We start from the raw sequence: 18,990 nt of genomic DNA on the forward strand, positions 1-18,990 counted from the left end.
TCATCGTAAACCATAAACCGTAAACCATGAACTTTTTTTCACCCCCCCGTAGCAAAACCTTCGAATACGGTCATACCTCCGTCGATGAAAATACTGGCCCCTGTTATGTAATCAGACAGGTCGGAAGCCAGAAAAACGGCCAGATTACCAATATCAGACGGTTGTCCAATGCGGTTATACGGAATCAGCGACATCAGGCTGTTTAGTGCCTGCGGAGTTTCCCAGGCAGCCCGGTTGATGGGTGTTTGAATGGCACCCGGACAGATGCTGTTGACCCGAATTTTACGGTCGCCGTATTCCTGGGCCAGCGACTGCATGAGCATCTTGATACCTCCTTTTGAGGTAGCGTAGTTTACGTGTCCTGCCCACGGAATAAGCTCATGTACTGAGCTCATGCAGATGATTTTTCCGGTAGCCACCGACACCTCCGGGCGCGGACCCCGACGCAGAAATTCGCGAATGGCTTCGCGTGCACACAGAAATTGCCCCGTCAGGTTAACATTGATAACTGTATTCCACTGGTCAAGCGTCATTTCATCGAACTTCGAATCGCGCTGTAATCCTGCATTGTTCACCAGAATATCGACGGTGCCATACTGAGCCACTACATCGGCAAACATTTTAATCACCTGATCTTCTTTGCTAACGTCGCACTGCGCTACCATACCCGTACCTCCGGCATCGATAATTTCTTTCAGAACGGCATCTGCTGCAGGCTTTGTAGCTTCTACAGGGTGATTTATAACTACGGTGGCTCCGGCCGCTGCCAGTGCTTTGGCAACGCCCGTGCCAATACCACTACTAGCTCCAGTAATGATGGCAATTTGTCCTTTTAATACATTCTCCATGAAAAAAAACCAGATTTTGCAGGCGGCAAGATAAGAAAATTACATTGTCACGCTCCCAAGGCGACTGTTTACATGATAGGATTAATCTCGCGTTAATCTCAGTCGTATTTTAGTTGGAATTTCTATGTTTTTCCATCCTCTATAAATTCCATCTACTCATGTTTACAACCAAACGCGTTCCATTTCATATTGTTTTTCCATTTACCTGGCGAGCTATCCTGCTTTTTATCGTCTATTCAACCCTTGTTTGTTTGCTCTACTCCGTAGTCGGCTGGACGTTTCTGGCTATTCCCTTCGTTCCGGTAGCAACGATAGGAACAGCCGTTGCTTTTTATGTTGGCTTTAAAAATAATTCATCCTACGACCGGCTCTGGGAAGCCCGGCGCATCTGGGGAAGTATTACCAATGCCAGCCGGTCGTGGGGTATTATGGTGCTCGATTACTTCAATACAAAACGTATGGGTGATTTGCCGATACAACCTGCCGAGCTGAAACAAATTCAGCAAAAACTCATTTATCGCCATCTGGCCTATATAACGGCAATACGGGTTCAACTTCGGCAAAAACCCGTGTGGGACCTTCATCATAATCCGGCGCATGAAGTTATTGAGCGGATTGCCGCCTTTAAGCAATGTAGCCTCGACAAAGAATTAAGCCGCTTCTTGTCCGACGAAGAGATTGAAGCCGTAATTCAACACCCCAATCCAGCTACTTATCTGCTTCGGCAGCAATCGGAGCAACTTCGCGAACTCCGCGAAGCAGATTGTCTGACCGAATACTATCATGTCGATCTTGAACGGATGCTGGTTGAGTTTTACAACCAGCAAGGTGCCTGCGAACGGATCAAAACGTTTCCGTTTCCGCGCCAATATGCCTTCTTCAGCTATGTATTCACCTGGGTTTTCATTGTGGTACTTCCCTATGGTCTGCTAACCGAAATGGCTAAAGTGAGTGGCTGGCACATCTGGCTCACGGTTCCATTCTATACCATTATTGCCTGGATCTTCAACACGATGGAAATTGTGGGCGACACCAGCGAAAACCCATTTGAAAACAGCATCAACGATATTCCGATGACGGCCATCTGCCGCAATATCGAAATCGACCTTCGCGATATGCTGGGCGAAACAAACCTCCCCAAACGGGTTCAGGCGGTCGAAAATATCCTGATGTAAGCGATTGGTACTTGGTCAGTTCAGTTTTCCAATAACTATTTACTAATGACTAATGACAACTGACCAATTTGATAGAATTGCACTTTACAGATGAAAATTTGGTATATAAATTTAGATAGTGCTAAATTTTAGAATTATTAGAAAAATACAAATCATAAGTACTTTATAGGGACTTTTTGTACTTTTCCAATAAACGACCTAATTTACTCAGAATGAATTGTCTTTTGGGAAGAATTTTTCTTAAACCGCTGGCAATCAAGACCTGACCACTTGCATTAAATATGCTTTACGGCACACCTTTGTCACGGTAAAACAAAAATTTCAAACCAATGAAACAGTTCCGTTTATCAATTGCCGTACTACTAACTGTATGGAGTCTGGCTGGCATGGGAGATGCCAAAGCCGACAATGGTTCAGGAGCGAATGGGGTGAAAATTGAAAAGTCCGAACAAAAGAAAGTACGCCTTTATACACCAACCGCACATCCGATCGACGTGGCTCTTATTGATGCCGACGGCAATCTGCTGTACCGGGGAACGATCACTAAAAACCAGAAAGGGATTACGTCGTTCAACCTCAATAATCTGCCCGATGGTCAGTATTATCTGACGGCGGGTAACAGCGCCTGGTGGATGTCGCAGGGCTTAACTATCAAAGGCAACGCGCTGAGCATCGACGAGCGAAACCTACAACAGGTTACGGAACCAACGGTTCTGGCCTACGAAAAAAATAAGTTTGAAATCAACCTGCCTGCCAAGAACGTCGACGAAGCCAACGTGGCTATCTACGATTCGCAGAACGTGCTGGTTCAGACCGATTCGTTCAAAGGCTCGACCCGCCGGTTCGATCTGTCGGGTCTGCCCGATGGGGCTTACACTTTCGTGGTTGGCCCTAGTCAGAAGCAGTTTGCAACCCGCGTCGATATTAAACACTAATTTTCGGGCGTAATCAGTACGCTTTAATCAAGTAATCAGGCTTTTCGGACGGGCCCGGTTATTCACCCACTTCTCCTCGCCCGCTGTATTCGAAGAATACAGCGGGCTTTTTTATGGTATTGCACCATAGTAGAAATACCTTTTCTTTCAGCCTCCAATCAATTCCCGCAGTTGCAGAATAGCCAGTTCCTTCATTTTTGACTCGAAGACAATATCGACCTCTTTGCCGTAGGTGTTAACGGGCGAATAAATCCAGTCGGCGTGGGCTTCGCGACGGGCTGTTGGGTCTTCATGGTCCTTTCGGGAATCCGAATAATGAAATACAGGTCGAACGTCCCAGGTATGGTAGGCCGTCAGAAAAGCATCTTCTTCGGTCTGGCTGCCGGGATTTAAGGCATGGTGAAAATAGTCGAAGACAATGGGCGTACCTACTGTTTCGTAGAGCGACACCAGGTCGGCCACCGTATAGAGGCTAGGGCGATCGTCGTTTTCAACGGTCAGGCGGGCGCGCAGATTTTCGGAAAGCAGCTTAAAATTCTGAGAAAATCGTGCCAGGGTAGCGCTTTTATTGCCGTAGGTTCCGCCAACGTGAATATTGATTTTATTCCAGTGTGAGGGCTCCAGGCGCATCAGATCAAAAATTTCTGACTGCGATTCGAGATCCCGGATCGTATTGTGGAGTACCCTTCCCTGACCAGCCAACTGATTAAAAGGCCCCGGATGCAAGGTGAGCCGAATGGGACGGCTCCCGATGTCTTCGAGCATTGCCCGGATTTCCGAAAAATCGGGCAGATCCGAGATTCGGTATTCCGATAGCCAGGGGAACACATCTGACGAAATGCGAAATAATCGAAATCCATGCTCAAGGTTCCATTCCACAATTTTGAGGAGGTCCTGTACATTTTTAAGGGCCAGTTCCGACGCATAGGTAACACCCCGTTCAGTAAATGTTTTTTTGATCATTCCCCGGTTGGTTGTGATTTTATTGGCCTGAAGCGTCAGATTAATACAGGCGTAGCCAATATTGAGCGGTGTCAATTCCATAATCCCCTAACCCTAAAGAGTATACAGAGGTTTTCCCAAAAATGACCGTTCGTTCAAAAGTTGCGGAAACAATTTACCAATCGTTTTATCTTACCGCACCACGGCTCTTCTTCCGTATGAAACAACTTTATTCATTCGTATTTATCGCATACAATTCATGCTAGAATACTTATATTTTATAAAAAACTGTCAACACCTTTAATCCATCGGCTGTTAATAACTTACACCACTATCAACGACAATTCATGCCCATTAGGAATAGTAAAAGCACCGTAGACAGACTAGCTCTGTAAAAAATATCACTAGCAACATCATATAGCATCATTAGCCCAGGTTGGAGCGTATTTAACTGTAGGAGACATATTCGCTCCGATTGGGATCAATCAACACCTATTTATGGAAGATTTCACTCCTGAACATATCGTCAGCATTGCGAACGGCTACCGAATGATGGCTCGCACCCTGAACGAATATCAGGTGGTGCACTGGGCCGAGCTTTCGCATGAACAGCAGTTAGATCTAAATGCCTATCAGAATAGCTTGCTCAATCGGGCCCAGGATTTGCTGACGTTAGTAGCCCGGCCAGCTTTTACTAATGCAACCGACATGGCCAGCGCCATTCGACGCGCTTCTGACGAAGCCAGGGCGGGCATTAATCATATTCATAATGTAACTGTGGCACTCAACATTGGAGCAATCATTGTTGCGCTGGCGTCCTATGTTGCGCGCGCAAATATGCGTGGTATCCAGACCGCTCTGCGCGAATTAAGCGAACTGCTTTTGTTGGATAAAGAAGGAGAGAAATACTAACCGGAACTTATCAGAACGAGCAAAGCTCCCGAAAGTTGCAACTTTCGGGAGCTTTGCTCGTTCGTTTCTCTGTTTATAGAATCAATCCTGAAGGCGATTTTACTTCTACCAATTCAACTTCAAACACCAGATCCTGACCCGCTAACGGATGATTGGCATCGAGCGTTACGCTTGCATCGGTCAGATCGCGCACAATCACTGGAATAGGTCGCGGATTTCCATCTTCATGCATATTGAGCGTCATACCAACTTCGAGTGGTATATCGGCCGGAATATCGGAGCGGTTCAACGTAAAAATCATTTCTTCGTTTGCTGGACCATAGGCGTCCTCAACCGGGATATTGATGGTTTTTTTCTCGCCCTGGCTCATACCCGCAACTCCGTCATCAAAACCTTTGATGACCTGGCCGCTACCCACTGTAAATTCCAGCGGTGTTCTTCCTGCGGAGGAGTCAAATATTGTACCGTCGGTTAACGTGCCCGTATAATGGACCTGAACCTTATCACCGGCTTTTGCTTGTGCCATAATAATATTGGTTTGATAAACGTAGCCACAAAGGTACCGGATCTTCCGGTAAGGAGCAGACTACATACTAGTTTTTGACCAACTCGTTACCAGGGTCAAAAGTTCACGCTGGATCGAAACCGTACGATCATTATTGTACCACCGCTGAAGGTCTTCTGTTATTTCGGCATAGGGCCGTTTGGCATTTTTCCATTCCCAGAACAGCGTTTGCAACGCAGCCGGCCGAGGGCCCCAGGTGCCCAGTTCGGTTAAATCTGCCGATCGCAATGCGATGAGTTTTGGGATCGATTTACCACCGTTAGTCAGATAGGCGTCCATCAGGTCGGGGTTTTTATCGCGCAACAGAAAACGAAGCGACACCTTCGTCGACAGGCTCGCAACATGATGCATAACGGGTATAGACTGAGCGGCATCGCCACACCACGATTCGGTCAGAACCAGCCAAGTCCAGGGTTCAGGTATGGCTTTCATTGCCCCTTGCAACTCGGTATTAATGGTTGTCAATTTATCCAATCGATTCATCCGGTGTAGATTCAATTTGGCATACCCCAGAATTTCGGGTGTGTTGTAAGTCGTTGCCTCTGAGGTTGTTCGTCCCTGAGCCAGCAACTCCGTCGAAAGACTAACGTACTGTTCGTATGTCAGCGCCGATGCAACCCGTTCAGGAGTGATAAGCGGCCTTTTTTCAGTGGTCATATTCAGCAGGTTGTTTTGTTTTATTCGAACATTACCATGCCCCATTTTCGTTCGCCAGATCATTTTGAACATGGGTCATCAGGCTTAGCTATGGAGTGGTTTGCAATTCAATTATCCAGTTGGAAAAGGCTAATTATGGATAGCAAATCACCAATAGCTGACAATAACTTGTATATATCGGATTCTTATATATATTTACAGCGAATAACCGCAGCATAGTGCTGCTGGCTTTTACCCTCGTTCAACACAGCCCTACTTTCCAGAAAATGGACGCAACTGGTAATGAATTTCTCCGAGGAACGTTAAAAACAATCGTTCTGAAACTTTTGACCGAGCAGGTATCGCCTTCTGGCCGGGGACGTATGTATGGCTACGAAATTACGCAGGCAGTGAAAGAGCGCACCAAAGGAGAAATAACCTTATCCTTTGGTGCACTTTATCCAGTTTTGCACAAGCTGGAACAGGAAGGCCTGCTGATCACAGAAACCGAAGAAGTTGATGGTCGCCTTCGAAAATATTATTCATTGACGCCTAACGGAAACAAAGCTGCTGCCAGAAAAGTCTCTGATTTCGAACGCTTTATCGAAGCTATGCAAACGTTACTAAATCCGCCAATCCAACTTGCTACCGACCACTGAACCATCCTAAATCAACTCAACCTTTAAACATAGATAGAGTCATGGAAAAACTCAGCCCGCAACAAGTAACCATATTGCACAATCACCTGATCAGTAGCGGTTCCAGCGATGCTCTTATCGATGAATTACTCGACCACCTTGCCTGTGAGGTAGAATATTACATGTGGATTGGCCTTCCGTTCGAATCGGCAATGAACACTGTGCTCGAACAGGCTAACATTAAAGCCGTACGTCATCTGCGCGAAACCTATCAGGTGGCTCTGTCCATGACCGACGAGCAGCTTCAGCAGGCTAGTCTTGATGATATCGTTTTCGAATTTCGGAACAAAGCCTACGGAGCCTACGACCTACGACGGGCGTATCGAATTACCCTGCGCAATGCGTTCATCATGGCAATCGGGTTGTTCATGATGCTCATGGCCATGATGGATGGGCTTAGCCGTCGAACCTGGTCGTATCTAAGTCCGTGGGGTGTAGTATGGCTTGTTGGGCTGAGTGCGGTTACTTTCGCCGTTGTGAGTTGGTACCTACAACATATGCGGCAACAGCAGCTAACGATGCGGCAATCGCTACCCGATCATGCCTGAAACAAAAGCACGTTTTCCAGTTCGTCGTGCATATTCAGCAAATTCAGTTGTGCATCGTAGTCGGCACTGAAAGCAAACGGCTTATTCCTGAGTACATAATCGTAAATAAACCAATCTGTTTTGGGGGTTGGAACCCGTAATACATCAGCAAAAGCAATCCATTCCAGAGTGCCTTCATTGCAGGCCGGTGGCGGAATAAAGTCGATCTCGGCTACATAGACGTAGCTCGTCCAGTTGTAGGCTGTGGGCGAGCTTTCCGTCAGCATTCCACAAAATGTCATTTTTTCAGCCTTGATTCCAGTTTCTTCCCAGGTTTCACGATATGCCGCCCGTAGCGGGCTCTCGAAAGGATCGAGCTTGCCACCTACGGGCGTATATTGATCCCGATTTGGCTCTTTCAACCGCCTGAGCAATAAAAAATTAGTCCCATTACGCAGGATGCAGATAACAGCCGTTCGTTTTAACCCTTCTGGAATAGTCATTTAAACGTATGTAATCGGGGGGGGTATGCAGTTATTTTGTGAGAGTAGCGTAACTTTTTTACCGCAAAGGACGCTATGTTTTTCGCAAAGAACACAAAGAAAATCTTCGCATCCCTTGCGGTAAAAAAAGCTATGAACAGCCGCTAATAAGCGCGGGCAAACACAACACGACCTTTTGATGGTTTGCCCGAAAAAATATCGACTCCATCTTCGGGTTCCTGATCGAACGGAATGCAGCGAATAGTTGCCTTTGTAGCTTCTTTAATGGCATCTTCGGTTTCTGAAGTACCATCCCAGTGCGCCAGCAGAAAACCGCCTTTTTCAATCTGTTCCTCAAATTCTTCCTTCGTATCGACCTTAAACGTATTTTCCTGACGGAACCTGAGCGCCTTGTTATAGATGCTCTGCTGAATATCATCGAGCAGATTTTTGATCCGCTCCGTTAAGCCTTCGAATGGTACCGTTTCTTTCGTTTTCAGATCACGGCGGGCAATTTCAACCGTACCATTTTCGAGATCGCGGGCACCCATTGCCAACCGAACAGGTACACCACGCAACTCATACTCGGCAAATTTCCAGCCGGGTTTGTTAGCGTCCGAATCATCAAACTTCACCGAAATACCCACTTTGCGCAACTCCTGAAGCAGCGGTTTCACTTTCGCCGAAACCTGTTCCAGTTGTTCTTCACTCCGGTAAATGGGCACAATAACCACCTGAATTGGAGCCAGTTTGGGTGGCAGTACCAGCCCATCGTCGTCGGAGTGAGCCATAATCAGCGCCCCCATCAACCGGGTCGATACCCCCCACGATGTACCCCAAACGTAATCGAGTTGATTTTGTTTGTTCAGGAACTGCACATCGAATGCTTTCGCAAAATTCTGCCCCAGGAAGTGCGACGTTCCAGCCTGTAGCGCCTTACCGTCCTGCATCATGGCTTCGATACAAAGCGTATCGTCGGCCCCGGCAAAGCGTTCGTTCGGTGTTTTGGCACCACGCACGACCGGCACCGCCATCCATTCTTCGGCAAACGTGGCATACACATCGAGCATCTGACGCGTTTCGGCCATCGCTTCCTCAGCGGTTGCGTGTGCGGTATGGCCCTCCTGCCACAGGAACTCGGCCGTACGCAGGAAAATCCGTGTCCGCATTTCCCAGCGAACAACGTTGGCCCATTGGTTAATGAGCAAAGGCAGATCGCGGTACGACTGAATCCAGTTTTTATAGGTGCTCCAGATTACGGTTTCGGACGTTGGCCGAACGATCAGTTCTTCTTCCAGTTTTGCCTCTGGGTCCACAATAACGCCCGAGCCATCTTCCGCATTTTTGAGACGGTAATGCGTCACAACAGCACATTCTTTGGCAAAGCCTTCAACGTGCGATGCTTCTTTGCTGAGGTAAGATTTAGGAATAAACAGCGGGAAATAAGCGTTTTCGTGCCCGGTTTCCTTGAACATATCATCGAGAGCCCGCTGCATTTTTTCCCAGATGGAGAAACCATAGGGTTTAATGACCATACAGCCCCGAACGGCTGAGTTTTCGGCCAGATCGGCTTTTTTGATTAATTCGTTATACCACTCAGAATAATTTTCACTACGGGATGGAATTGCTTTTGCCATGTTGCTGAATGCCGCGAGAAAGCCGATCATGCACGTAGATACGCTACTTTTTCGCAGATTTTTTTTAAAATGGATTAAACCATTACGTTCTAATCAGAATCTAATGTATTGAAGACTTGCAAAGATAGGTTTTTGCTCTATTTTTGTAATCAAACGTGTCAATCCTTTGTTATAAGAGTAGATGACACTTTAATATGAGGCTTTATTACTGTTAATCCTTGGCCATATGATAACGCAACGCATGTACCGATACCTAACCTTTGCCGCGTTGATGGGATTCTGGAGCTGCTCATCGAGCCGCCAGACTGCCCAGAATGCCGGTGAAGTAGACGATTTGTACGGCAACTCCGGCAACGCCGTTGTTTATGCCAGCAATTCGTCAGACGTTTCGTCGGTGGCTCCGCAAAACTCGCGCGAGCTTCGGCGTCAACAACGTTCTCTTCGCAATGCCAACCCTGATTATAATGATGATCAGCAAGGCTACAGCACTAACACCGATGAGTATTACTCGGAGTTGAGTACTCGTAAACTGAATCGTGGCCTGTCGCCCGATCCGGGTTGGGGCGACAATACAACCAACAGCTATAATTCTGGCTTTGCAAACGGCTACAATTCAGCCTTAACATCGGCTTATAGCTGGAATCGCTGGGGCTACAACAACATGGGCTTCTATAGCGGTTTAGGCATGATGGGCATGAGTGTTGGCTTCGGTAGCCCATTCTACTCGCCCTACTATGGAGGTGCTTATGCCTACAGTCCGTTCTATTCGCCATTTGGCTATGGTTACAGCCCATTTGGGTATAGTTCATTCTATGACCCATTCTACGGATCGTATGCTTATGGTGGTTTGGGTTACGGCGGATTCTATAGCCCCTTCTATTCGCCATTTTACGGTAGTTATTACGGCGGCTATTATGGCAGCCCTGTATACGTGAGTAATTACGTGACGGGCGCTGATCCATATCGGAATCGGTCGTATGTACATAGTGGCGGGCGCTCGGCCGGACGGTATTCGTCGGCTTTCGACAACTCGGCCCGTAACTACAATCCTAGCGGTGGTCGTAGTGGAGCAACGTCATCGGGTTCGAATGGCTATTATGCCCGTCCAAGCACGAACAGCCGTGGTAGCTATTATTATGACAATAGCGCCCGGGGTGGCCGCGTAAGTAATGGCACTAGTGCTTATTCGAACAATACGCCCTCCTATAACAGCGGTAATACGTATTATGCTCGCCCAAGTACCAACAGCCGCGGCAGCTACACGCCATCTGGCTCAAATAGTGGTGCACGGGGGAGCTATCAGCAACCAAGCTACCAACAGCCTTCCTACCAAAGCCAGAGCCGTGGTAACTTTAGCCAGCCAAGCTTTCAGCAGAGCGCGCCAAGCCGTAGCTTCAGTTCACCAACTCCCAGCTACAGTGGTGGTCACTCAAGCGGTGGTGGTTTCTCGGGTGGCGGTGGTCACACGGGTGGTGGTGGCCGTGGTCCGCGCTAGTTGAAAAATTATTCCAGTAAAAATAAATCCCGCTGATAGACAATCGGCGGGATTTTTCGTTGTGTATTTAACCAATTGGCCCACATATTTTGAGCAATTTGGTTAAACGTTTTATCGCGATGGTACTCTAATAGCCAAAGTATCATTCGCTGGCTTAATCCCACATATATATGAATACAAAGTTCCTTCTTTCGGCCTTATTTCTGAGCTGTACTGGGCTGGCGTTCGGGCAAGGACCTGCTGCAGATTATGCAGATGATGCGTTCCGATTTTCTGATTTTTCACAAAGCGGAACGGCTCGTTTCCGGGGCCTCGGCGGCAATCAGGCAGCACTCGGTGGCGATGCCAGCAATATTTTCGGTAATCCTGCCGGACTGGCGTTCTACAATCGTTCTGAACTGAGTATAAGTCCTTCCCTGAACCTTGTCAGTAATCAGAATACGTTTCTGGGCAACCAGCTAACCAGCACGGGCAGCAAGTTCAATATTGGTCAGTTAGGGCTTATTCTGGCTGGCAGTTCCAATACAAACCGGCGCTGGCGCAGAACCGCATTTGGCGTCACCTACTCGCAATCGACCAATTTTTATGATTATGTCGACGCCCGCGGAACGAACCGAAACCCAAACTCATCCATTGCACAAACGTACGTTAATGAAGCTAATGCAGCTCAATATAGCGAAGCCGAGCTGAGCGACGATTACGACCCAAATACCAACACAGTTAGCTTTCGTGAAGCGGGTGCCTACCGTTTGTTTCTGATTAACCCAACTGATCTGGGCAATAATGGTTCAGGCCCTCCATACTTCCGTTTCGACGTGGCCAATGCCAAAGATCAACGGGCTACCTTAAGCCGGTCGGGCACCCACTCCCAATGGACATTTGCCTATGCTGGTAATCTGGATGATAAACTATACATCGGCGCATCGATTGCCCTGACCCGGCTCCGTTACTCATCGGAATTTATTTTCCTGGAAGCGCCCATCAACGGACAATACTATGTCAACTATAGCCAGATAAACCGGTTTGACGTAACCGGTAATGGCGTCAATGCAACCATAGGGCTGATTTATAAGCTCAGCCCCGATCTACAGGTAGGCGGCACACTGGTATCGCCAACGTTTAGCAGCGCTCATGAAACCTTCGGACAAACCTTAACGGTGAGCCCAACGGCCAATATTCAACCCAATACAACGAATGTTGATGTGGTTTCACCCTACGACAATTTCGACTATTCGATACAAACGCCCTTACGAGCATCGGGAGGAGCTACTTACTTTCTTGGAAAAGGGAAAATTGGCTTCATTACCGCCACGGCCGAATATGTTGGTTATGGCGGTCTGCGTGCGCGGACGTCCTATTTCAGCACTCAGCAGGACAATTCAGACTTCAAAACAGATGTGAAACAGGTGGTTCAAACCACCTACCAGAATGTAGTTAACGTGAAAGCTGGTGCCGAAATTCGGGCGGGTTTGTTACGGATCCGGGCAGGAATTGGCTATTTGCCAAGCGCCTATAAAATCGACCTCGACCGGGTCGCAAAGACCGACCGCGATAAACTTCTCTTCTCGGCGGGTCTGGGCGTTCGGAACGAGCGGTTCTTCGCCGATCTATCCGGTTCTTACCTGACCTATAAATCAGGCTTTACGCCTTATCAATTACCCAACGATAGCGACACACCCACTGTTGCAACCACCAACAGCAACACGAACCTGATGCTGTCGTTTGGTGTATTTTTCTAAAAAAGCCATTCATTTGCAATCATTGGTCAATTCTTATTGGTAGTGAGAGCATGCCAATAAGAATTGACCAATGACTGTTTATAGCCATTCGCCCAGTTTCCTCAACACCTGATCTTCGGTAGTTTCGCCGGTAATCGTAATATGTGCCTGACTATAAAAAGGCAATCGATTGATGTAGCGCTGCTGAAGGGTATTCAGTAAATCAGGATCGGTTGGGTTGTTGAGCGGTCGGTCGTCGGCTCCGTGCGCCAGTATCCGCCGGACCAATACTTCTACCGGAACATCCAGAAATACCGAAATGCCCGATGCATTGATGTAGTCCATGTTGTTATGAAAGCAGGGCATTCCGCCCCCCGTCGACACAACGGTACTATCGCCGGGACGAATCGTTCGGAGAACACGCCGTTCGAGCTCCCGAAAATAGTCTTCACCCGATTCAGTAAAAATGTCGGGAATCGACCGCGACTCGTCACGAACAATCAGCTTATCGGTATCAACAAAACGGTAATGGAGCGTTTCGGCTATCCGCTTTCCCAGCGTAGTCTTACCCGAAGAGGGCATTCCGATCAGGAAAATGTTTTTCATTGTTTGAAAGAGTGAAAGAGCGAAAGAGTGAAAGAGTGAAAATAAGGGATCTAGCTCCCTTCGCTCTTGCACTCTTTCACTCTTTCGCTCATTTTACTTTCTCAATAACCTCCTCCGCGTCGGGCGTGGAGTTGTAATGCCATTTACCCCGAACAATGCCATTGCTCAGCAGCCAGGTTCCAGGGTTCGAGCGCATAATGGTTTTCAGCACTGTAGCGTCGGCCTTATAGTATGGCACATTTTCAAGCTGAAACTCCTTGCGGAAGGCTTTAATTTCGTCGTCGCTGGTCGAGGTTAGAATGTAGGTTTTTACGGTCGATCCCGCTAAGCCTTCGACCAATGCCCGAATGGCAGGCAGGCTACCCACGTCAATGTCTTTAATGTTTTTGACAATAATAAATAGCTTATTGCCCTGAAAGGTCTCCTGCGTAAAATCGCCTTCGTCGTTCCAGACGCGGTAGTCGGTGATTTTGGGCTTGGCGTTTTCATTGACCAGCACCATTTCCTTGAATTTATAGCTCGGGTCAGTCGGATATTGCTCAAATGTCTGAGTTTTCCCCTCTTTTTCCATGACGTACTCATAGCGTAACGGCTCCGACGGTTTCATCTCGGCCGGAATATTCTTGCCAATCGCGTAGGGCAGTAAGTCGAGCGGAGGCAGAAACGAAACGGCGTAAATACCCAGCCCCAACGTCAGGATAATGGTCAGCATAACAACCCAACCGGTCTTACGCGGTTTAATGCGATTGCGGTGCCCAATAATGAACAGAATCAGCACCGTTAGTACGACGTCCTTTCCAAACGATGTCCAGGGTTTGAGCTTAATGGCATCGCCAAAACAGCCGCAATCAGTTACGCGGTTGAAATAGGCCGAATAGAAGGTCAGAAACGTAAAGAAAACGATCAGGAAAAACAGCAGCCAGGTAGTTACCTTCGGTTTATAAGCTACCAACAGCGCTACCCCTAACACGATTTCGGCTGCACAGAACAGCACCGACATTACGAGCGTAAACGGCACTAGCCCCATAAAGAACTCGTGCAGAAACGGCACATCCTGCGCAAAGACCTCAAAATATTCTTCAAATTTGATTTGTGTTCCAACCGGATCGTTGAGCTTGATTAAGCCCGAAAAAATAAAAACCACACCAACCAGAAAGCGAGCAATCCGGGCGGCAATCAACATGGGCGGTGTTCCGGTTTTAATGTTAGGTTGAGAAGTTGCTGTGTTCATGCAGATAACGCGGGCAATCGCCCGCCGTTTTATAGCCTCATCGCGGAACTCCAGCCGCGCTGTTCAATTTTATTAAACAAAAAACGGCGTAGTTGATCATATCCATATAATTGGCCTCAACACCTTCCGAAACGAGTGTATTTCCCTGATTGTCTTCAATCTGCTTGGTTCGTAACAGTTTCATCAGAATGATGTCGGTCATCGAACTCACGCGCATATCGCGCCAGGCTTCGCCGTAATCGTGGTTTTTGGCAAACAGCAGATCAATAACCTGGCCAATTTGCTCGTCATACAACTTTTCGAGTTCGTCGGTAGGAATGTCGGTACGCGAATCGTTTTGCAGATGCATCTGAATTAGCGCCATTACGCAGTAATTAATGATTCCGACAAATTCGGGCTCAATTCCTTCGCCCACCCGACTAACGCCTTTTTCCTGAAGCGTGCGAATCCGCTGCGCTTTAATAAAAATCTGATCCGTAATACTGGGAAGACGTAAAATTCGCCAGGCGGTGCCGTAGTCCTGATTTTTTTTCAGAAATAAATCTTTGCAGCGTTGAATGACCTGCCGATATTCGGTTTCTGTTTGAGACATGAAAAAAGTTTTCTGTTTACTGTTTTCAGTGTACAATTTGCCGTTGCATCTTCACTGAAAGCTGCAAACTAAAAGCTGAAAACTCAATTAACATTGAAAATTACGAAAAAATCACTGAACTGCCGGGGCCGAATTGTTTCGTTGGAAAATCCCGCCGTTATGGGAATCCTGAACGTAACACCCGATTCTTTTTTTGCCGATAGTCGCGTTTCTATCGAAAAAACGGTTGATGTAGCCGCAAAAATGCTAGCCGAAGGAGCCACTTTTCTCGATATTGGCGGTTATTCTACCCGCCCTGGTGCGGCCGAAATTAGCCCCTCTGAAGAAGCCGGACGAATTTTACCGGCCATTGAAGCTATTCTGGCGGCTTTTCCTGATGCTATTCTATCTGTCGATACATTCAGAGCTTCGGTAGCCCGGCAGGCTATTGAGTCAGGAGCGGCCATCGTCAACGATGTAGCGGGCGGAACACTCGACACCACTATGTTCGAAACAGTGGCCCGGCTCGGTGTTCCCTACATACTGATGCACATGCGCGGTACTCCACAAACCATGCAATCGATGACTTCCTACAAAAATCTTACCCTCGATGTAATTGATGAATTAGGCGTTCGGTTAACCGAATTACGGGCTCTTGGCCAAAAAGACGTACTAATTGACCCTGGATTTGGCTTTGCCAAAACGCCATCGCAAAATTTTCAACTGCTCAGTCAGCTCCATCAGTTCAGCTTCTTTGAAGAGCCGGTTCTGGTTGGTCTCTCTCGCAAAACAACCGTCTGGAAAACGCTGAACATCAGTGCCGATCAGGCCTTAAATGGCACCACCGTTCTGAACACAGTAGCCTTGCTAAAAGGGGCCTCTATTCTGCGTGTTCATGATGTTCGGGAAGCTGTTGAAGCCGTTGAGCTAACCAAACGTTTAAATTTTTCTGAATAAATACTTGCGTTTAGAAAATCAAACTTCTACTTTTGCATTCCCAAACGACAACGACCTGTTTGATCAACGGGAAATGATTCGGTAGCTCAGCTGGTAGAGCAATACACTTTTAATGTATGGGTCCTGGGTTCGAATCCCAGCCGAATCACAAAAATGCCAAAGCCGCTCAATTGAGCGGCTTTTTTGTTGCCCTCTGATTGATAGTGTTTAGAATTTTCACGCTTTGATTCTCCAATTATCGGATCAAAGTAGCCTCCATCTTAACCAGCGTTACCTTACAATTCTCATCGGCATTTCAATTTATTCTTTTATGGCAACTACCAAACAGATTTTTCTCTGCGTATAGTGCCAACGGTAGATTTCCATAGAAATATATTTTTATTTATTTGCACAAAAATAAATTTACTCCCTAGCCAGAACCATGACAATTCTTGGTATTTCGGCCTTCTACCATGATTCAGCAGCCGCTCTGATTATTGACGGCCAGATTACTGCCGCTGCGCAGGAAGAACGCTTTACCCGACGCAAACACGATCCAGCTTTTCCAGCGCAGGCAGTTCAATATTGCCTGCGTTACAATGGTCTTCAATTAAACGATCTTGATGCAGTTGTTTTCTACGACAAACCACTGCTGAAATTCGAGAGATTGCTCGAAACCTACTATGCTTTTGCTCCGCAGGGCCTACGCTCGTTTATTACAGCGATTCCGGTCTGGATCAAAGAAAAGATGTTTTTAAAGCGACTTCTTCGGGAAGAGCTTGAAAAACTTTATGGACCTGAAGCCAAAGCCGTCAAGCTGCTTTTTCCTGAACATCATCTGTCCCATGCTGCCAGTGCTTTCTACCCATCCCCCTTTGAGGAAGCAGCCATTTTAACGATCGACGGGGTTGGCGAATGGGCTACCGCATCGATCTGTAAAGGCACCGGAAAGAATCTTTCCATTCTGAAAGAGTTACGCTTTCCGCATTCGCTTGGCCTACTCTATTCAGCTTTTACCTATTTCCTGGGCTTTAAAGTAAATTCTGGCGAGTATAAACTGATGGGATTAGCGCCATACGGCAACCCCGATTCGCCCGATGTAGCCCGTTACATCGACATTATTAAAACCGAACTGGTTTCGATAAAGGACGATGGGTCAGTATGGCTTAATCAGGACTATTTTACTTATGCAACGGGCCTGCGCATGGTTCACGAATCGAAGTGGGCAGGACTATTTGGCTTTCCGGCCCGTCGGCCCGAAGACGAACTTCAGGAACATCATTGCAATCTGGGCTTGGCCATTCAGCGCATCACCGAAGACATTGTCATCAGAATGGCGCAGGAAGCCAAACGACTCACTGGGGCAAAATACCTGTGTCTGGCCGGTGGTGTGGCGCTTAACTGTGTAGCTAACGGAAAACTCCAGGAATCGGGTGTATTCGAAGATATTTTTATCCAGCCAGCCGCTGGCGACGCCGGAGGAGCTTTGGGCGCAGCCCTGGCCGCCTATTATATTTATTTTGGACAGGAACGCAAACTAAGCGGCCTTCAGGACGAAATGACAGGTTCTTATCTTGGGCCCGACTTCTCCGACAACGATGTTGAGCTGGTAGCCCGCCGGTATAAAGGTGTTTATCGCTATTTTCCGGATAGTGCTGCCTTAAGTACAGAAACAGCCAAACTCCTGGCAGAAGGCAATGTGGTTGGCTGGGTGCAGGGACGTATGGAATTTGGGCCACGGGCACTGGGCGGGCGAAGTATTCTGGGCGACCCCCGCAACCCGGAAATGCAGAAAAAGTTAAACCTTAAAATCAAATACCGCGAGTCGTTCCGGCCATTTGCGCCTTCCGTTCTGGCCGAAGATTGTCATCAATATTTCGACTACCGGGGCATTTCGCCTTATATGCTCCTCGTTCATCCAGTTGCTTCCAGTCGACAAAAATCGTTACCTGCCTATTATCACCAGTTGCCCTTGCGGGATAAACTCTACTTCCTCCGTTCTGACCTGCCCTCCATAACACACATAGATTTTTCAGCCCGCATTCAAACGGTTCATCGCGAAACCAATCCCAGATATTACGACTTGATTCAGTCCTTCAAAAAACTAACGGGCTATGGCGTAATCGTAAATACCAGTTTCAACGTGCGTGGCGAACCAATTGTCTGTACTCCCGAAGACGCCTACCGGTGTTTCATGCGAACCGAAATGGACTACCTGGTAGTAGGAAACTACCTGTTTTCAAAAAAAGAACAGCCCACCTGGCAGGAAAAAGATAACTGGAAAGAAGAATTCGTGCTGGACTAATGAACTGCGCTAATCGAAGACAGTCATCAAATATAACTATTTTAATTTTATCTTTACCTTTATTACAACGTTGTAAACTCTTACTCATAATATGGACTTCATTAAAGACCTGTTCCTCTTTTTGAAGGAACGCCAAAAGTGGTGGCTTGCCCCCATGATCATTGTACTGCTGCTGTTAGGTATCATCCTGGTTATAGGTGGAGGTTCGGCAATTGCTCCTTTTATTTACACGCTGTTTTAATAGTTTCAGGCCGGTTCAGATGCATCTGAACCGGCCCACTCTCTACTACTCCCTATCGTATGCAAAAGCGTATTTCGGACCTGGATATGTATAAGGCCAATCTGGCCATTTCAACGGGGTTTCTTGCACTCTACTTTATCTTTGGCAAAAAAGAGAGCCTTCTCTTTATAGCACTCGGCGTTGGCGCGTTGACCCTATTGTTGCCCACACTGGCCCGCTGGATTAGTTTTGGCTGGTTTAAGCTAGCCGAAGGTTTAGGCTACATTAACTCCCGTATCCTGTTATCGATCGTTTTTTTTCTATTTCTACTCCCCGTTGCTCTATTATATCGGCTGGCCAACCGAAACCCCTTAGCCTTACGAAACGGACGCCGGGCAAACTCCCTATTTTCCGAACGGAATCAGACCTATTCGGCTAAAGACATGGAAAACATCTGGTAAGGCCTCACAAAAAATAAGAATCATTTTTGAGCCAGCCTGTAGCCTACCAGCCCGTCCACTATGTAACTAAACAAGCCCTGTTTTGTCATT

The 18,990-nt window shown here is 47.3% G+C and carries 20 protein-coding genes and 1 tRNA gene; 12 read left to right on the forward strand and 9 right to left on the reverse strand.

The genetic code is table 11. The features are described from left to right. Positions 1 to 38 precede the first annotated feature (38 nt). Positions 39 to 848, reverse strand: a complete 810-nt coding sequence (locus WBJ53_RS19925; RefSeq protein ID WP_338869361.1) for a glucose 1-dehydrogenase — start codon at positions 846 to 848, stop codon at positions 39 to 41. A gap of 158 nt (positions 849 to 1,006) precedes the next feature. On the opposite strand from WBJ53_RS19925, the gene WBJ53_RS19930 reads away from it, so the two are divergent. Both WBJ53_RS19930 and WBJ53_RS19935 read left to right on the forward strand, forming a co-directional pair. Beyond that, the gene (locus WBJ53_RS19930; RefSeq protein WP_338869364.1) at positions 1,007 to 2,023 is read left to right on the forward strand and encodes a bestrophin family ion channel; all 1,017 of its coding nucleotides are present in this window, start codon (positions 1,007 to 1,009) and stop codon (positions 2,021 to 2,023) included. A gap of 329 nt (positions 2,024 to 2,352) precedes the next feature. Next, the gene (locus tag WBJ53_RS19935) at positions 2,353 to 2,958 is read left to right on the forward strand and encodes a T9SS C-terminal target domain-containing protein (protein ID WP_338869366.1); all 606 of its coding nucleotides are present in this window, start codon (positions 2,353 to 2,355) and stop codon (positions 2,956 to 2,958) included. Between the two features lie 147 nt (positions 2,959 to 3,105). Here the strand turns inward: WBJ53_RS19935 and uvsE are convergent, their stop codons facing one another. Next, on the reverse strand, positions 3,106 to 4,002 hold the full coding sequence (uvsE, locus tag WBJ53_RS19940) for a UV DNA damage repair endonuclease UvsE (RefSeq protein ID WP_338869368.1): 897 nt from the start codon (positions 4,000 to 4,002) through the stop codon (positions 3,106 to 3,108). A gap of 396 nt (positions 4,003 to 4,398) precedes the next feature. On the opposite strand from uvsE, the gene WBJ53_RS19945 reads away from it, so the two are divergent. Further along, positions 4,399 to 4,812, forward strand: a complete 414-nt coding sequence (locus WBJ53_RS19945) for a hypothetical protein (RefSeq protein WP_338869370.1) — start codon at positions 4,399 to 4,401, stop codon at positions 4,810 to 4,812. Positions 4,813 to 4,885: 73 nt separating this feature from the next. On the opposite strand, the gene WBJ53_RS19950 is transcribed toward WBJ53_RS19945, so the two are convergent. Together WBJ53_RS19950 and WBJ53_RS19955 are read right to left on the reverse strand one after the other, a co-directional pair. Next, a complete protein-coding gene (locus tag WBJ53_RS19950; protein WP_338869372.1) occupies positions 4,886 to 5,338 on the reverse strand; it encodes a peptidylprolyl isomerase in 453 nt (150 codons plus the stop codon). A 60-nt stretch (positions 5,339 to 5,398) separates the two neighbouring features. Then, a complete protein-coding gene (locus tag WBJ53_RS19955) occupies positions 5,399 to 6,034 on the reverse strand; it encodes a thioredoxin family protein (RefSeq protein ID WP_338869374.1) in 636 nt (211 codons plus the stop codon). Positions 6,035 to 6,300: 266 nt separating this feature from the next. Here WBJ53_RS19955 and WBJ53_RS19960 point away from each other — a divergent pair, with 266 nt between their 5' ends. Continuing rightward, positions 6,301 to 6,672 (forward strand): PadR family transcriptional regulator, encoded by a 372-nt coding sequence (locus WBJ53_RS19960; protein WP_338869376.1) that lies wholly within the window; start codon positions 6,301 to 6,303, stop codon positions 6,670 to 6,672. 41 nt (positions 6,673 to 6,713) lie between these two features. Continuing rightward, entirely contained in the window at positions 6,714 to 7,259 is a 546-nt protein-coding gene (locus WBJ53_RS19965; protein ID WP_338869379.1) for a hypothetical protein, read from the forward strand. Here the strand turns inward: WBJ53_RS19965 and WBJ53_RS19970 are convergent. Both WBJ53_RS19970 and proS read right to left on the reverse strand, forming a co-directional pair. Next, positions 7,250 to 7,741, reverse strand: a complete 492-nt coding sequence (locus tag WBJ53_RS19970) for an NUDIX domain-containing protein (RefSeq protein ID WP_338869381.1) — start codon at positions 7,739 to 7,741, stop codon at positions 7,250 to 7,252. The two genes, WBJ53_RS19965 and WBJ53_RS19970, sit on opposite strands and share 10 nt — an antisense overlap. A 143-nt stretch (positions 7,742 to 7,884) precedes the next feature. Next, on the reverse strand, positions 7,885 to 9,357 hold the full coding sequence (proS, locus tag WBJ53_RS19975; protein ID WP_338877210.1) for a proline--tRNA ligase: 1,473 nt from the start codon (positions 9,355 to 9,357) through the stop codon (positions 7,885 to 7,887). 226 nt (positions 9,358 to 9,583) lie between these two features. Here proS and WBJ53_RS19980 point away from each other — a divergent pair, with 226 nt between their 5' ends. Continuing rightward, complete coding sequence (locus tag WBJ53_RS19980; protein ID WP_338869383.1) at positions 9,584 to 10,852, forward strand: hypothetical protein; 1,269 nt, start codon at positions 9,584 to 9,586, stop codon at positions 10,850 to 10,852. Between the two features lie 170 nt (positions 10,853 to 11,022). Continuing rightward, on the forward strand, positions 11,023 to 12,591 hold the full coding sequence (locus WBJ53_RS19985) for a hypothetical protein (protein WP_338869385.1): 1,569 nt from the start codon (positions 11,023 to 11,025) through the stop codon (positions 12,589 to 12,591). A 78-nt stretch (positions 12,592 to 12,669) separates the two neighbouring features. On the opposite strand, the gene WBJ53_RS19990 is transcribed toward WBJ53_RS19985, so the two are convergent. The 3 genes from WBJ53_RS19990 to WBJ53_RS20000 all read right to left on the reverse strand — a co-directional run bounded on the left by WBJ53_RS19990 (position 12,670) and on the right by WBJ53_RS20000 (position 14,999). Further along, positions 12,670 to 13,176, reverse strand: a complete 507-nt coding sequence (locus WBJ53_RS19990) for a shikimate kinase (protein ID WP_338869387.1) — start codon at positions 13,174 to 13,176, stop codon at positions 12,670 to 12,672. Positions 13,177 to 13,264: 88 nt separating this feature from the next. After that, positions 13,265 to 14,407: a BT_3928 family protein gene (locus WBJ53_RS19995; RefSeq protein WP_338869389.1), complete on the reverse strand. Its 1,143-nt coding sequence runs from the start codon at positions 14,405 to 14,407 to the stop codon at positions 13,265 to 13,267. A 37-nt stretch (positions 14,408 to 14,444) separates the two neighbouring features. Further along, complete coding sequence (locus WBJ53_RS20000; protein ID WP_338869391.1) at positions 14,445 to 14,999, reverse strand: DUF1599 domain-containing protein; 555 nt, start codon at positions 14,997 to 14,999, stop codon at positions 14,445 to 14,447. 93 nt (positions 15,000 to 15,092) lie between these two features. On the opposite strand from WBJ53_RS20000, the gene folP reads away from it, so the two are divergent. The 5 genes from folP to WBJ53_RS20025 all read left to right on the forward strand — a co-directional run bounded on the left by folP (position 15,093) and on the right by WBJ53_RS20025 (position 18,900). After that, a complete protein-coding gene (folP, locus tag WBJ53_RS20005) occupies positions 15,093 to 15,935 on the forward strand; it encodes a dihydropteroate synthase (protein ID WP_338869393.1) in 843 nt (280 codons plus the stop codon). 75 nt (positions 15,936 to 16,010) lie between these two features. Then, positions 16,011 to 16,083: transfer RNA gene (locus tag WBJ53_RS20010), tRNA-Lys, on the forward strand. 273 nt (positions 16,084 to 16,356) lie between these two features. Continuing rightward, the gene (locus WBJ53_RS20015) at positions 16,357 to 18,219 is read left to right on the forward strand and encodes a carbamoyltransferase (protein WP_338869395.1); all 1,863 of its coding nucleotides are present in this window, start codon (positions 16,357 to 16,359) and stop codon (positions 18,217 to 18,219) included. Positions 18,220 to 18,310: 91 nt separating this feature from the next. Further along, on the forward strand, positions 18,311 to 18,460 hold the full coding sequence (locus tag WBJ53_RS20020) for a DUF5989 family protein (RefSeq protein WP_338869397.1): 150 nt from the start codon (positions 18,311 to 18,313) through the stop codon (positions 18,458 to 18,460). 59 nt (positions 18,461 to 18,519) lie between these two features. Beyond that, positions 18,520 to 18,900 carry an SxtJ family membrane protein gene (locus WBJ53_RS20025; RefSeq protein WP_338869399.1) on the forward strand — a complete coding sequence of 127 codons (381 nt, stop codon included), beginning with the start codon at positions 18,520 to 18,522 and terminating at the stop codon, positions 18,898 to 18,900. Positions 18,901 to 18,990: the final 90 nt, after the last annotated feature.

It is taken from the genome of Spirosoma sp. SC4-14 (assembly GCF_037201965.1).
Lineage (GTDB): Bacteria > Bacteroidota > Bacteroidia > Cytophagales > Spirosomataceae > Spirosoma.